General features: G+C 34.4%; 14 protein-coding genes and 1 pseudogene. 12 read left to right on the top strand and 3 right to left on the bottom strand.

The features are described from left to right. Nucleotides 1–481 precede the first annotated feature (481 nt). A pseudogene (locus V7014_RS20040) lies at nt 482–1537 on the bottom strand (IS3 family transposase); the annotation flags it as partial. A 167-nt stretch (nt 1538–1704) separates the two neighbouring features. On the opposite strand from V7014_RS20040, the gene V7014_RS20045 reads away from it, so the two are divergent. The 4 genes from V7014_RS20045 to V7014_RS20060 all read left to right on the top strand — a co-directional run bounded on the left by V7014_RS20045 (nt 1705) and on the right by V7014_RS20060 (nt 5600). Beyond that, the gene (locus V7014_RS20045; RefSeq protein ID WP_335509644.1) at nt 1705–2484 is read left to right on the top strand and encodes a methyltransferase domain-containing protein; all 780 of its coding nucleotides are present in this window, start codon (nt 1705–1707) and stop codon (nt 2482–2484) included. Nucleotides 2485–2587: 103 nt separating this feature from the next. Continuing rightward, nucleotides 2588–3109 carry a GNAT family N-acetyltransferase gene (locus V7014_RS20050; RefSeq protein WP_335509646.1) on the top strand — a complete coding sequence of 174 codons (522 nt, stop codon included), beginning with the start codon at nt 2588–2590 and terminating at the stop codon, nt 3107–3109. Between the two features lie 200 nt (nt 3110–3309). After that, on the top strand, nt 3310–3768 hold the full coding sequence (locus V7014_RS20055; RefSeq protein ID WP_335509648.1) for a VanZ family protein: 459 nt from the start codon (nt 3310–3312) through the stop codon (nt 3766–3768). 536 nt (nt 3769–4304) lie between these two features. Continuing rightward, on the top strand, nt 4305–5600 hold the full coding sequence (locus V7014_RS20060; RefSeq protein WP_335509650.1) for an IS110 family transposase: 1296 nt from the start codon (nt 4305–4307) through the stop codon (nt 5598–5600). A 683-nt stretch (nt 5601–6283) separates the two neighbouring features. On the opposite strand, the gene V7014_RS20065 is transcribed toward V7014_RS20060, so the two are convergent. Continuing rightward, a complete protein-coding gene (locus tag V7014_RS20065; protein WP_335509652.1) occupies nt 6284–7954 on the bottom strand; it encodes a ribonuclease J in 1671 nt (556 codons plus the stop codon). Between the two features lie 572 nt (nt 7955–8526). Between V7014_RS20065 and V7014_RS20070 the strand changes: the two genes are divergently transcribed. The 7 genes from V7014_RS20070 to V7014_RS20100 all read left to right on the top strand — a co-directional run bounded on the left by V7014_RS20070 (nt 8527) and on the right by V7014_RS20100 (nt 12788). Further along, nucleotides 8527–8682 (top strand): hypothetical protein, encoded by a 156-nt coding sequence (locus V7014_RS20070; RefSeq protein WP_335509654.1) that lies wholly within the window; start codon nt 8527–8529, stop codon nt 8680–8682. Nucleotides 8683–8706: 24 nt separating this feature from the next. Beyond that, entirely contained in the window at nt 8707–8847 is a 141-nt protein-coding gene (locus V7014_RS20075; RefSeq protein ID WP_335509656.1) for a hypothetical protein, read from the top strand. Between the two features lie 206 nt (nt 8848–9053). Continuing rightward, nucleotides 9054–9473, top strand: coding sequence for a hypothetical protein (locus V7014_RS20080; protein ID WP_335509657.1), 420 nt, complete (start codon nt 9054–9056; stop codon nt 9471–9473). 202 nt (nt 9474–9675) lie between these two features. Beyond that, on the top strand, nt 9676–10233 hold the full coding sequence (locus V7014_RS20085) for a hypothetical protein (protein ID WP_335509659.1): 558 nt from the start codon (nt 9676–9678) through the stop codon (nt 10231–10233). A gap of 583 nt (nt 10234–10816) precedes the next feature. Continuing rightward, a complete protein-coding gene (locus V7014_RS20090; RefSeq protein WP_335509661.1) occupies nt 10817–11002 on the top strand; it encodes a hypothetical protein in 186 nt (61 codons plus the stop codon). A gap of 188 nt (nt 11003–11190) precedes the next feature. Next, nucleotides 11191–11949 carry an alpha/beta fold hydrolase gene (locus V7014_RS20095; protein WP_335509663.1) on the top strand — a complete coding sequence of 253 codons (759 nt, stop codon included), beginning with the start codon at nt 11191–11193 and terminating at the stop codon, nt 11947–11949. After that, nucleotides 11949–12788, top strand: coding sequence for a DUF2785 domain-containing protein (locus tag V7014_RS20100; RefSeq protein WP_335509665.1), 840 nt, complete (start codon nt 11949–11951; stop codon nt 12786–12788). The genes V7014_RS20095 and V7014_RS20100 overlap by 1 nt, the downstream gene beginning before the upstream one ends. 386 nt (nt 12789–13174) lie before the next feature. Here the strand turns inward: V7014_RS20100 and V7014_RS20105 are convergent, their stop codons facing one another. Then, nucleotides 13175–13657: a GNAT family N-acetyltransferase gene (locus tag V7014_RS20105; RefSeq protein ID WP_335509667.1), complete on the bottom strand. Its 483-nt coding sequence runs from the start codon at nt 13655–13657 to the stop codon at nt 13175–13177. A 363-nt stretch (nt 13658–14020) separates the two neighbouring features. Between V7014_RS20105 and V7014_RS20110 the strand changes: the two genes are divergently transcribed. Beyond that, nucleotides 14021–14251, top strand: a complete 231-nt coding sequence (locus V7014_RS20110; RefSeq protein ID WP_335509687.1) for a helix-turn-helix transcriptional regulator — start codon at nt 14021–14023, stop codon at nt 14249–14251. The last annotated feature ends 8 nt before the right edge of the window (nt 14252–14259 follow it).

The following is a 14259-nucleotide window of genomic DNA, read 5'->3' on the forward strand; positions in this document are numbered from 1 at the left end:
TCTTTTTTTCGGGAAAAAAATAATTCTTTAATAAGCTAGACAAGAGAAACACAGGGACGGTTCCTGCGTTTTTTTGAAGAGAAAGCCAATTAGCTGTCATAAAGTAATGGCGGAATTCAAGGAAACAGCAGGTCCGTCCGGGTATTTTTTTGTTTATTCAAACTTGAATTCGTGATTTAAGAAGAACAGCCTCTCTTTTTGCTTTTACGGCGCTTAGAGTGTTTTTTACTATGTATTTCTAGCAATTTTAAAGAACAATTGTGCTGTAAGTCTCTTTAAATTTTGGAATAGGGTAGTAGTTAGGGAACATTAGAAGAACGAAATCGCTCTGCGATGGCTTTTTAAGAGCCCTTCCTAAATTAAATTCATATAAAATGAAAAAGTATGCTCTTTATGTGGTATTGTTTAATCGCCAAACCAAACAATCCATAGAAAGAGGTACTTTTTCGTATGGTGATTATAACACGAATTAGTAGAAAAAATGAAGCAGGAGTGAATCATCTTCATTTAAGCGTTCAAAAGCTTGGTTTAGCATATCTGAAACGAGTGAGTAAGTTGGACTTGAACCGAGAGTATACGTAATAATTTCTCCATTAAACAAGTCCAATATGGGCGATAAATACAGCTTTTCTCCAAATAATTTAAACTCCGTAATATCTGTAACCCATTTTTCATTTGGTTTTTCAGCTTTAAATTTTCTATCTAATATGTTAGGTGCAATCTTGCCGACTTTTCCTTTATAAGAACGATATTTTTTCATACGAACTAACGATTTTAAACCAAGAACTTTCATGATTCTTTGTACTTTTTTATGGTTTACTTTATGTCCAAGATTACATAATTCATCACGAATTCGACGACCCATAACGACCTTCGTGTTCATCATAAATCGATTGAATGAGTTGTTTTAAATCGGCATCTAAATCAGGTTTACTCCTATTTTTCACCCAGTAATAATACGTGCTTCGTGGAATCTCAGCTATTTGTAGAAGAGCTTTCACCTGAAATTGATGCCTTAATTCATAGACTACTTGCGCTTTGTCTATTTTGGTGATTTTTCCTTGTTTTGAACTAAGGCATTCAACTTTTTTAAATAGGCATTTTCCATTTCAAGTTGTTTAATACGTGCTTCTAGTGCTTCAATAGATTCTTGTTTGTCTTGTTTCATTGACTCTTTTTTCATGAATGGACGCCCCTTTTTCTTTGGTTTTAGAGCGTCAATACCAGTCATATTAAACAATTGAACCCATTTGTATACGGTTGAAGGAGATGGGATGTTGAAAATCGCAGCTGCTTCATTAGGAGTTACTCTAAAATCATTTATATAGTTTAGTACATTCATTTTAAGATTCAAATCATCATTTGTATAGGATGAAGAAGAAAAAGTTGCTTCTCCATGCACGTTATATTGAGCTACCCAATTTTTTAGGGGAGTTAAGCTAATATTAAATTGATTAGCTATTGTTTGAAAGGAAGATCTTCCATTTAGGTAAGCTAACACTGCTTTTAATTTGAATTCTGAGCTGTATTTTGTCATATAAAAAACTGCACCTCCGATTGTTAGATGTGTCTAACAATTGGGGTGCAGTTCATACAGGCGGTCTTTTCTTTATGTAGCTAACGGGGCAGGTTAATGGAATAAGGAGGATTTTTTATTAACTTGAAGAATAATAAATATTTCAGATTTATTAAGGGGGATTATACATGCAATTAACTGACCCTACAACTTTTACAGATTGGTTGCAGCCACATTCGGTAGAATGGTACAAACAACTTAGTGACATTCAGGGTAAATACATATATTCTTGGAATTCTACACTTACGGAGCCTAACGGAGAATCAATTTTTGATAAAGAAGTAACTCAAATCATAGCTAGTAAGAAAGTATTAGATGTTGGATGTGGACACGGCGAGTTTACAAATAAATGTCATTTGGTAGCAAAAGAAATAATAGGGTTTGATGTAACAGAAAATTTCTTACAAGCTGGGTTAGAAGATAAAAAACCAAATGTATCTTTTGTTTTAGGAAATACAAAAAACGGACTGCCTTTTGAAATGGGTGAATTTGATTGTGCATACATAAGGAAAGGTCCTACATCCGCATATCCATACCTTAAAAAAGTTATAAAAAGTGGTGGAAAAATAATTGGTCTCCATCCTGGAGATGAGACAAATAAAGAATTACCCCTTTTATTTCCTAACCTCTTTGAATCATCAAGAGGAACTCCAATTTTAAATCTTATTAATCAAAGAATTGATATTAGTAAGTTCTCTCATTCTAAGATTGAAGTAATAAATAGTACAGAGTATATTAACTCCCCATTGGATGTTTTAAAATTACGTTGTTTTGGTCAACACCCTTCCATTTATGAAACTTTAAAAGAAAAAAACTTGTATGAAGTATCTAAGATTTTCGAGCAGAATGCCACAGAAGATGGCTTATCTATTACATGTTCCCGTTATATAGTTCGAGCAACTGTTTAATAAATTTCTTTTCTGCTTCTTCTTGAACTAAAGAAGCAGGTTTATTTTTAATTAAATGGAATATACACCTTATACTTTAATCCTTTTATGAGAGGTGGATTTAATGTACATAAGAAAAGCAGTTTTAACTGATGTAAAGGGTATTGCCAAAGTACACGTTGATAGTTGGAGAACAACATATAAAAATATAATTCCAGATGAATTTTTAAAGAAATTATCTTATGACCAGCGAACTGATGTATGGAATAGGAATATCTCTAAAGAGGGAAATTATGTATTCGTCGCAGAAAATATTGATGGAGAAATCATTGGCTTTGCTGATTGTGGAAAGAGAGAAAGTAATAATGTTCCTATTGCTGGTGACCTAACATCGATTTATCTCCTCGAAGAATATCAAGGAAAGGGAGTTGGAAAACAACTATTGAAACAACTTTTTCTGCAACTTGAAGAACTTGGTTTCAATAGAGTTTTTGTGGAAGTATTAGAAGACAATAAAACTCGTTATTTTTATGAATATTATGGTGCTAAGTTACTTAAATCTGAAAAGATAACAATTGCAGGTGCTGATTTAAACCTTCTCATATACGAATGGAAAAATCTCAACGATGTATTATCTAAACTCTAATTTATTTTTTCTTGTTCAACTAAACCACCAAATAGTTTTTGAATATAGTACTTAAACAAATGGATGCAAGAGCAGAAAATTAGGACTGTCATTTGACGGTCTTTTCTCATTTCATAAACGGAGCAGTTTAGTGGAAGAAGATTTCATTGGTATGTATGTCCTATTTAACTCATATAGCTTTTAATATGAGGTGATTTTAAGTGAAATCAAAAAGTATTAAATTATACTCTAATAATTATATAAAGGTTTTTTTCTTATTTTATTTTCTTTTATTAGTTAAATTTAGTTTTTGGGGAGTTGGTGCATTTCCTTCAAGAATGAATCCTGGATATAGTGATGTTTCGCATAACATTACACCATTTAAAAGTATAATAAATTACTTGTTGAATTTTGAACATTATAACTTCAACACTTGGTTTTATAATACCTTTGGGAATGTATTATTATTTCTACCTTTGGGAATTTTAATTTCGCTTGTCTTTGTTAATGTAAAACATTTTAGTCAAGTGATGTATCTATCTCTTTTTGTTAGTTTTTCTGTTGAAGTAGCGCAATATATTACTGCATTAGGTGTTTTTGATGTGGACGATATTATCTTAAATACATTAGGCAGTATTTTAGGTTTTTTGATATTAGTATGTATTAAAATAAGAAGTTAAAGTTGTTAAACTAACAGGTTTCGCCAAACAAGGCTGCTGTTAAAGAGCAGTCTGTATTTGTTATGCAGCTAAAGTGGCAGGAGAGGTGCATAAGATGTGATAAAATGTAACAAAAGGAATATTCAAACAAAAGTAAGCGCGAATAGATGTTAGAAATGGGGAAAAGGTATGAATTGGCTGAACAGTAAATGGTTCAATAAGCTTTTTTTGACTATGTGCTGGGTACTTTTTATCTATTTTATTTTAGGGTTTGTATTTATAGGTGGTTACATTCTTTTGTTATTTATTAGTGAACTTAAAAACTTATGGTAATTTAATGTGATTGAAAGAATTTGTGGAAAAATGTACTTAAACAAACAGGGGTAATAGCTGACCAAGGCTGTCATTTTAGCTTTTTTTCTTATGCAGCTAACGGGGCAGCATTCCTGTAATGAATGAAAATGAGATTTGAGCACAAAAAGACCTCCTGATATGATAAAAGTGTCCTAACGCTGGCCAGCAAAAGGGACAAAACTATCGAATTCAGGAGGCCTATCATGAATTATAACCAAAATAAGAAGATCGCTCAAATCACTTCTGAAACCCTTATTATCGGTGTAGATATTGCAAAATTCAAACATGTAGCTAGAGCACAAGACTTTAGAGGATTAGAGTTTGGCTCACCTTGTTTCTTTGAAAATACGAAAGAGGGATTTTGTCATTTTCTTGATTGGATCTCAAATCTTATACAAGTTCAAGAGATGAATCAAGTGATTGTTGGTATGGAGCCGACAGGTCATTATTGGCTTAATTTAGCTCATGTTTTAAAGGAACAGGGAATTAAATTTGTGGCAGTTAATCCGTTACACGTCAAGAAAAGTAAGGAGTTAGACGATAACTCACCGACTAAAAATGATGTGAAAGATGCTAGAGTTATTGCGCAATTAGTAAAAGATGGGAGATATGCTGAACCTACTATTCCACAAGGTGTTTATGCAGAACTCCGAGTGGCTAAAAAATTACGTGATCTCTTAACTGTTGATCAACAAATTGTACAAGGGCAAATGCATAACTGGATTGATCGCTATTTCCCTGAATTCCTAACGGTCTTTAAGAACTGGGAAGGAAAGGCAGCTCTACAATTATTAAAACTAAATGTACTGCCACATGAACTCGTCGAGTTCTCTGATCAAGAACTGTTAACTTTCTTGAGAAAGGCAGTTACACGTAGTGTTGGTCTTAAAAAGATTCAAGCTATAAAACTAGCAGCCAGTACGTCTGTTGGCATTCGTCAAGGAGCTGATATGGCGAAATTAGAGTTAGAAACATTGATTGATAAATATGAGCTAATTCAATCTAAATTCGAAGAATTAGATGCCAAAATAGATGGATTAATTGATCAAATACCAGGTGTTCAACAAATGCTTGCCGTTAAGGGAATCGGAAGAGATACCGTTGCGGGCTTCTTCGCGGAAGTCGGAGATTTAAATGAGTACTCTCATCCTAGGCAAATCATAAAGCTTGCTGGGTTAAGTCTAAAAGAAAATACGTCTGGAAAGCATAAGGGTCAGACGAGGATTACGAAACGTGGCAGAAAGAAACTTCGAGCCTTGTTGTTTAGGGTTTGTATGATACTCATTGCGAAGAATTCAGCATTCAAAGCACTACACGCGTATTATACACAGCGACCCGACAACCCTTTAAAGAAGATGCAGTCCATTATTGCTTTGTGTAATAAACTCATTCGGATTTTATTTGCCATTGGCAAAAAACAGTTTGAATTTCAGGAAGACAAAATGTTAAAGGATATCCCTCATATGGCAAGTTATCAGAAGGTAGAAGCAGTCGCTTAACTCTTGTTAGATAGGATTATATAGTCGGAATTGATATTAATGGTTATTGAACAACTGAAGCACGGATTAGTCAGTCACGCAACTAAACTTCGGGCAAGGACCCTGTGGGGCAGCATAACTGACATCCACCTCATGGAAAGGTTGGACGAAGGAATTTGAGAGCGAAGACTCTGTGAGACATGGGAGGGTTGACCTCCATGAGACATGTGGACATCCACCAGTGCGATTATACAAAAATATCCAATTTTTGTATGAGATTGGCTGGTTAGTCATGGACTTTTTTCCTTCTAATCATAAATTCTAACCTCATGAGAGATTTTTCGCTTGTTCAAATACTTCACTTAGCTATCAAACGACTATGAAATTCTAAGAAAACAGGAGAAATCGAGAGATTTAGCTTCATATATTGAGGGAGGTTAGTGGAAAACCAATTGTTTTATTGGAGGATAACAAAATATAACCCTAAAAACAGAGATGAAAGAGGTTTCTATATCGATGACAAAGAATGGACTTGTTTTCCTGAGATAGGAACTAAATGCTCCTTTTGGAACAGCCCATTTAATTATCGGTGTTAACACCGCACTAGATAATCCGCTACAAAAGAAAGAGTACAATTCTTATTAGAGAATTGCGCCCAATTGTTGAAAATCAATTAATTTATTTTTTAAAAAAATTCCCCCCTATTAAATTTCAATAAGTATAGGAACAATCATTGGCTTTTTCTTAGTATGTGTATATACATATTGTCGTATTGATTTTTTTATTTGTTTTTTCATTACATTCCATTGGTTTCTATTTGCTTCTTGTAGCTCGTTAACAGTTTTTATCGTAAGTCGAATAACGTCTCTTCGGAGTTCAGAGAAATCTCTATCCACAAATCCACGAGAAATGGTATCGGGTTCAGAAATCATTTTTCCTTCCGCTTTGCTAATAGATAAAACAATAATGAGCATCCCATCCTCTGAAAGTTGTTTGCGGTCTCGTAACACAACTTCTCCAATATTATCGACATCTCCTCCGTCTACGTAGGTATTCCCCACCGGTATTTTCCGGGTCTGACGGGCAATGGTATGTTCAATATCGACGACATCTCCATTATTGATAATAAACGTGTTTCCTTGCTCTACTCCAACGGATTCACCTAACAAACGGTGATGGTGTAGCATTCTAAATTCACCGTGAATGGGAATAAAATATTTTGGTTTCATTAACGTAAGCATTAGTTTTAAATCTTCTTGATAACCATGGCCAGAAACATGCATTCCGGATATACTTCCTGATCCATAAATCACTTTGGCTCCAAGTGCAAATAAGTTGTCTACGATACTTGTGACATTTCGCTCATTCCCGGGTATTGGTCCTGCTGCGATGATAACCGTATCTTCAGGTAAAATGTCGACACCGCGAAAGTTTCCAGTGGACAGCCGAGCAAGAGCAGCCAATGGTTCTCCTTGACTCCCCGTGCATAAAATGGCCACTCTTTCAGGAGCCATTTCATTGATTTCATGTGGGTCAATTAATATTCCATCTGGAACTGTTAAATAACCACGTTCCATAGCAACCGCTACGACATTAACCATACTTCGTCCAAGCAACGCGAGTTTTCGATTTGTTTTTTGTGCTGCATCCACGACTTGCTGAACACGACTAATATTTGAAGCAAAGGTAGAAAGAATAATTTTACGTTTGGCTTTCATGAAAGTTGCTTCCACATGTTCACCTACCATTTGTTCCGATGGGGTCAAACCAGGACGTTCTGCATTGGTACTCTCAGACAATAGAAGTAAAACCCCTTCTTTGCCGATTGCAGCCATTTTATGAATATCCGAATTCTCATTACTCGCAGGAGTTAAATCGAACTTGAAGTCCCCTGTATGTACAATATTACCCTCTGGTGTGTGAAAGACTATTCCCAAGCAATCAGGAATACTATGGGTCACTTTGAAAAAGCTTACACTCATTTCTCTGAATATCAAGTTTGAGTTTGAGTTGATTTCAATAAGTTCACTTTCTCTTAGAAGTTTATGTTCTTTTAATTTGATTTCAATTAATCCTAGTGTAAAGCGTGTGGCATAAATGGGTACATTCAATTTTTTTAAGAAGAACGGAATTCCCCCGATATGATCTTCATGTCCATGTGTGATAAGTAAAGCTCTGACTTTATCTTTATTTTCTACTAAGTAAGCTATATCAGGGATAATCAAATCAATTCCTAATAAACTTTCATCTGGAAACTTATTGCCACAGTCGATAATCACGATATCGTTTGAATATTCGATTGCGTACATATTTTTCCCGATTTCATTCAAGCCGCCTAAGGCGAAGATAGATAATGCATTTTCTATTGTACTCAAATTTATATCCTCCCATTTTAAATATAATCTTATTGTGCCCTTTGGGTTTCCTTTTATTAGTGGTTGAATGCCCGAGCTTCCTATCAAAAGGAGAAATTTAGACTGTTTTTTCCTAAAAATAATGACTACAACATGGATGTCTTAGTTTCATACATCGTTATCGAAGTCTTTCTTCCCATGACTACATGTGCTATTAAAATTAGTCATGGTTTTCGATTCATAATAAAGACACAATTCTCTTAAGGAGGTAACACAATGAATACCTATTATGCATATATATTTACTTATCAAAGAACAGAGCACAATTCAGCTTTTAAATGAATTGATTGAGTTAGTAAATTCGCCTAAAGGTAAACTTGCGTCTAAAGGAGCTTGTAATTAGACCTTTTTTCGCTCTAACGGCGCGTTTGTACAACCAGTTGAATAGAAAAATAATCAAACTTTTTTATAGAAATAAACTTATCAATATTAAAAAGTGAGAAGTAAATCTTTTTTAAAAGGTGCAATCATTGGTATTTCCATCCTTATAGCCCTATATAGGTTTGTTTAAGTGGAATATAACAAACTTCCCGATGGACGTGGTAGAGATTAGTCAAGTAAGTGTATTGGACGATGGTAAAATCGTTTATCATATAGAGTTAACTGACAATTATAATGTGAATCGAGTGAAATATGAGATGGATGAAAAGGGGAACTTCTACTTAATTCCGAAAAGACCCGTTATTTAGAGTAAGGCTCGTTGTGAAAATCCAATGGTAAAGGGTTATGATTTCTTTGATATTGAAGCTCGTGAAATGGATCGTGGAGCCAAAATAAAAGCAGTGTATTACGGTACTCGAAAAAAATCACAAATTAATCTGGAAAGATGGAATGGATTTGCTAGAAGCGAGTAAAGAAATAAAAGGGATGTTCCGTTTTGATTATGAATGAAGGAGATTTTCTTGTTCAGCTAACAGGTGCATTAGCAGAAGATCAGAGCTGTCATATAGACGGCTTTTTCGTATGCAGCTAAAGGAGCAGGATAGCAGGATAGTTTAATAAGTAAAAAATAAATTGTGAAGAATACTTAGTAAATGTAAGAATGAGGTGAAACTTGGTGATGAAAAGATACTTTATATTGTTAGGCTTTTTATTATTTACTTTTTTTCCTTTACAATCTGTTAGTGCAGAAACGATTTCAAAAGAAGAAGGAATCTATGTCACAACGGAAAATATTATTTCAGACATTGTTCTTCCAGTCCTAGATCGAAAGGTACAAAAAGAATATGGTGACGAAACAATAATGTGGAATTGGAGAGGAATTGCTGATTTACACTATAACAATAATCACTCTTATGATATTGACGTAAGAGTTGAAGTGAATCCCCAGCTTATAAAAGGAAAAGACCAATATGAAGTTGTTGATGATTTAGTAACATTAAGAATTTATCCATCTTGTGACAGTAACAAAATTAATAAGATGGTATGTAAACACGATTTTAAAATAGAAGTTATAGATTATAAACATTTATCCCAATAAGAAAAGGCTGTCATTGTGACAGCTTTTTTGTTATTACCCAAACGGGCAGGTTAGTGGAAGAAGGAATTCTAATATAAGGTATTGAATAAAAGTTAAAGAAGATACTTTAATGGGTAGTTTTATTAATTTATGAAAGTAGTTGAAGAAGTAAAAGCCTATTCATGAATTGCAGAAATATTACCTTTCAAAGGGGAGTGTTGTAATGTCAAAAAATAATAACAAAACAAAGATCACTATACTTTTAAGTTTTATGTTGATAATGTCAGGGTTATTATTAGGTGCTTGTTCAAAGGTTGATGTAGAAGACACAAATGAAGAAGTAATTAAAAAAGTTCTTAAGCATCAGTTTACTGGTCCAGATGAGAAGTTTATCGATCTATCCCTGAATCCTAAATATACGACTGTTGTGAATAATAAAGCAGAGAATAAAGAGTTTAATAAGCATTTAGAAAAGGTATACGGGCCTTATTTTATAGATTCTTATCTCGATTCATTCATAGCTACGTTTGGTATGCAATACCAAGGCTTCGCTTCCTTTTTTGGATATAAGTTAAGTCTTAAAGATATCACAATTGAGCAAGGTGAGAAAAATTCAAATCGTTATACTTTTATAGCAAAGGTTGGTTATAAGAAAAGTGGAGATGAAGAAAAAACTGCAAATGTAGAAGGTGAAGTTGTATTCTCTACAAAAAAAGAAGGAAAAATCGAGGGATTCCAATACAAAGATGACAATGGTTTGTCAGATATATTGAGAAATTAAGCAATGACTGTGTTTTTCAACTTGCTGGTGCTAGAGCTTTAGATAAATGCTACTTTGATGGAGTTTTTTTATGAAGCTATCGGAGCAGGTTAGATCAAGAAGAATTTTGATTTTTGTGGTAAAATACGCCGTATAAGGATCTCCCTGTCTTTAGGGATATCCTTATCTAATACGATATAGGGGTAGAACATTATAGATAATTTAACAGTACTAGAATGGTTAGAAAAAGAGCAATTAAGTGAAGATGAAATAGATTTTCTTTTAACATTTATTTCAAATATCTCTGTGATAAAATCACACCCTGCTAAAACCGTTGTAATATGTCAGTCATTGAATAAACAATTTCCAAAGGCTAATTTAAAACTAGAAGAGAATTATCTGGATTATGATGTGTTTAAATTTACTATTCGAAAATATACAGTTAACAAGATTTCTGTAAAAGAATTATTAATTCGTATGTCTGCACAAAACATATGTAAGCCTTTATGTTATTTTTTTCTACAATCAGGTTGTTTTGTAAAAGTCTTATAGAACAAAAAGAATAAAAATCCTTCATTACTATAAAGTTTGAGTTTGTGAGAAGATGTACTTAAACAAACAGGTGCTTTCGTATTATATAGTTCAGCCAGAACTTTTTTTATTTGGATTTAATCTATCAGTAGCCAGGGTAGAACGTACAGGTGCGTGGGGCTTAGTTAAACAAGACTATCATTTCGATGGTTTATTTTTATGTACAGAACATCAAGTAGATTTCGGCGATCCAGTGTGAAATGTTTAAAACGACAAAAAACTTGGAAGTAAGCAAATTATCAATTGGTATTCTACAGATTTCTTTTGGAGTGGTTTCAGCTGAAGTTACAAAATAAAAAATGGAAAAGTTCGCAAAACTATATAATACTCCAATTATTATAGAAATATTAATAGTGTGAAGCTTATAATTGAACTGGGTGATTAAAGGTGCCTATACAAAATAAAAAGATAATTGATATCTGTGATAACCGCAGACTATTCAATAAATATTCACGTAATAGTATTCCAAGCGTAATCTTCATAGCAGGGTTAGGCGATAGCTATGAGACATGGAAAAAAGTCCAAGACCGAATATCGCAAAAAACATCAACCTTCTCCTATAACAGGTCGGGTATTGGCAGGAGTCAAGTCGCATCCGTCCCGACGACTTGCTATGATCTAGTCGAGGAGCTCAACAAATTGTTGCTAGCGCTTGAAGTGGAGAAGCCCTATATATTGGTGGGACATTCTTTTGGTGGTTTGGTCGCTAGATTATATGCCAGCCTTTATCCACTGAACATCTGCGGTATGGTTTTGGTTGACGCTGCACCGGAATATAAAGAACTTGCCTATGAAAAGGTTCTACCCGAAAATCTGCTTGCAAGAAATAGGGAATATTACGAGAATCCTATGTTGAATAGTGAGAAGATTGATAAAATACAAAGCTATAAGCAAATCGTTGATTATTCAAAGCAAAGTAACCTCCCTCTCGCAATTATTACAAGAGGTTTACCTGACAATGCTGAAGAGGGATGGCCATCTCAAGAAATATTGGAAATTGAGCAAAGACTCCAAGCAGAATTCCAATGGCTGTCAACGTCAAGCAAGTACCGGATTGCTAGTCGAAGTGGACATTATATTCATCATGATGAGCCAGAAATTGTTATAGAGGAGATTATGTTAATGCTGAAGGAGATGGGAAAATAATGAGCGATATAAGATTAAAATTCATGATGGATTTGCAAAGAATTGAGGAGGAGCATTACCAACTTCGTGAAGGTGAGCTGTTGCAGGATTTTGTAACTCTAATGTTGCAATATATCGGTGATCCTCAGCCAGAATTAAGAGATGGGCTAATCTATTCGACATTCTATGAATGGATTCATGAGAAAAACAGGTTTACTAATGAAGAATTGCGCAGTCTCTTGGCTGTTCTGAGTGACGAGCAGCATTTATTTTATCAGATCGGTAGTGAAGGCGACCAGACTGTATTTACAAGGGCGTTCTCTGTACTACCCATAGCTTTGATCGTGCGTCTTCACAGAAAGCAGCCTTTTCTAAACCTTGATGATTTCCAACACTTGAAGTATTCACTGCATCGCTATTATAAGGAGGAGAAGGATTTGCGTGGCTATCTGCTTGAGGGAGGTTGGGCCCATAGCGCGGCACACGGGGCGGATGCTCTAGTGGAGCTGGTGCAGTGTCAAGAAAGCGATGTAGCTTTGCAACTCGATGTGCTTGCCGCTATCCAAAGGATGCTGCATAACGGGATACACATCTTTTCCGACGAGGAGGACGAGCGGATAGCGAGCATTTTGGAGACCATTATTAACCAAAACTTGCTTCCGCAGCAGAATATAGTTGATTGGATAAGTGGCTTGGCACAATGCGGCGACTGGACGAGAAGTCGTGGACAAGTTATCGCCCGGGTAAATACCAAGAACTTTCTGCGCAGCCTCTATTTTAGAATGAAGCAGGATAATTGCAGAAATGATCTTAGCAGATCCATGCTTGCCGCTGAAGCTAAATTGAACAAGTTTGTGTAAGAACTTATTGAATTCATTCACGATTCATTATAGATACTGATTTAGGATTTTTCGTTTATGCCCAACTATTTTGAAGTTGCGGTAGGAGCTATACAATTGTAAAACTAACGGGTGCAATAGCAGAAGATCAGAGCTGTCTTTTAGAAGGCTTTTTCTTATGCGGCAAAAGAGGCAGTTTAGTTGAAGAGTGGCTTGTGTTCAATAATCGGACAAAATTGATGAATAAGATATTTTCTGAAATTAATGTTATAAACATTGAGTTACCTCAGGAGCATTAAGGGAAAAGGAACTTACAAGTGGAAGTTCCTTTTTTGAACAAACTACCAACCATAACCTTTGGATATAGAAGTTCAGGGATACCCATAAATTTAAGCAGATGAAAGAACTTAACTGCTTAGTCCTTGTTTCTCAAATTTAATTATAAAACCATTAATAAATTCAGAAAACACTTTCTCAATTATTTTCCAATTATGTTTTTTGTAGAATTCAATAGTAGGTGTGTTGTCCTCAAACGTCTCAAGCCTAATTGTATTGTGTTTTTTAAATAATTCTTTTTCCACATATTTAAGAAGAGCTCCACCAAGACCATCACCTTGATAGCTATGCTTAACCATTATTAGGTGCAATAGATCTTCCATCAAAATAGCTAAGCCTATAATCTCACCTTCATATTCTGAAACAATAATGTTTTCGATATTACTATCTATTTCGTTAGATGATTCCCCACTTACAATATAGGCTCTCGTAGTATCAGCATCTAAGAAGGAGGTGTAATTTTTTATAATAACTTCTTCAGCAATAAGTTTTATTTCTTTTGTATCTTCCTCGGTTGCGTTCCTGTAGACCAGTTTTGATATATCTATATTCATAATTATTCTCCAATCTCTTAAAAAAGTAGCTAAACTTAAGTTAACGAGCCTCTTGAAATGTTAGTATAATTAATTATATTAGCATTTCAAAGAGTATTATATCTGCTTGTTCATTGAAAAGTTACACTGCTTCAATAAAGATTAACGCTCTTTTCTCCGTTATGGAGCTAACGGTGCAGTGTAGCGGAAGAATTATGCAAAAAATAACAAATTTTGCGAAGGAATGTATTTAAATAAACGGGTACTTTCCTTCGATATCGAGCTGTGAATTGTCAGCTCTTTTTTGTTATTCCACAAACGGAGTAGAGTAGTTGAAGAATTAATTCAAGTACTAAGATGATACGAGGATATTATTTTTTGGATATCTTTGGATTTTACGTAAATCATCCTTTACATTGCGCTAGAAGAGAACTCCGAACAGCATTTGATTGGACACAAGAACAATTATCTGAAAAACTTGGTGTTTCCAGGCAAACCATAATTTCTATTGAGAATGGTAGGTATAATCCTTCATTAGAGCTTGCGTATAAAATAGCAAAGTTATTTCAACAAAGTATTGAAGATGTATTTATTTTTGAGAAAGGTGATGATTGAATTTGGAA

The sequence above is a fragment of the Bacillus sp. JJ722 genome, from assembly GCF_036963345.1.
Classification (GTDB): domain Bacteria; phylum Bacillota; class Bacilli; order Bacillales; family DSM-1321; genus Bacillus_AD.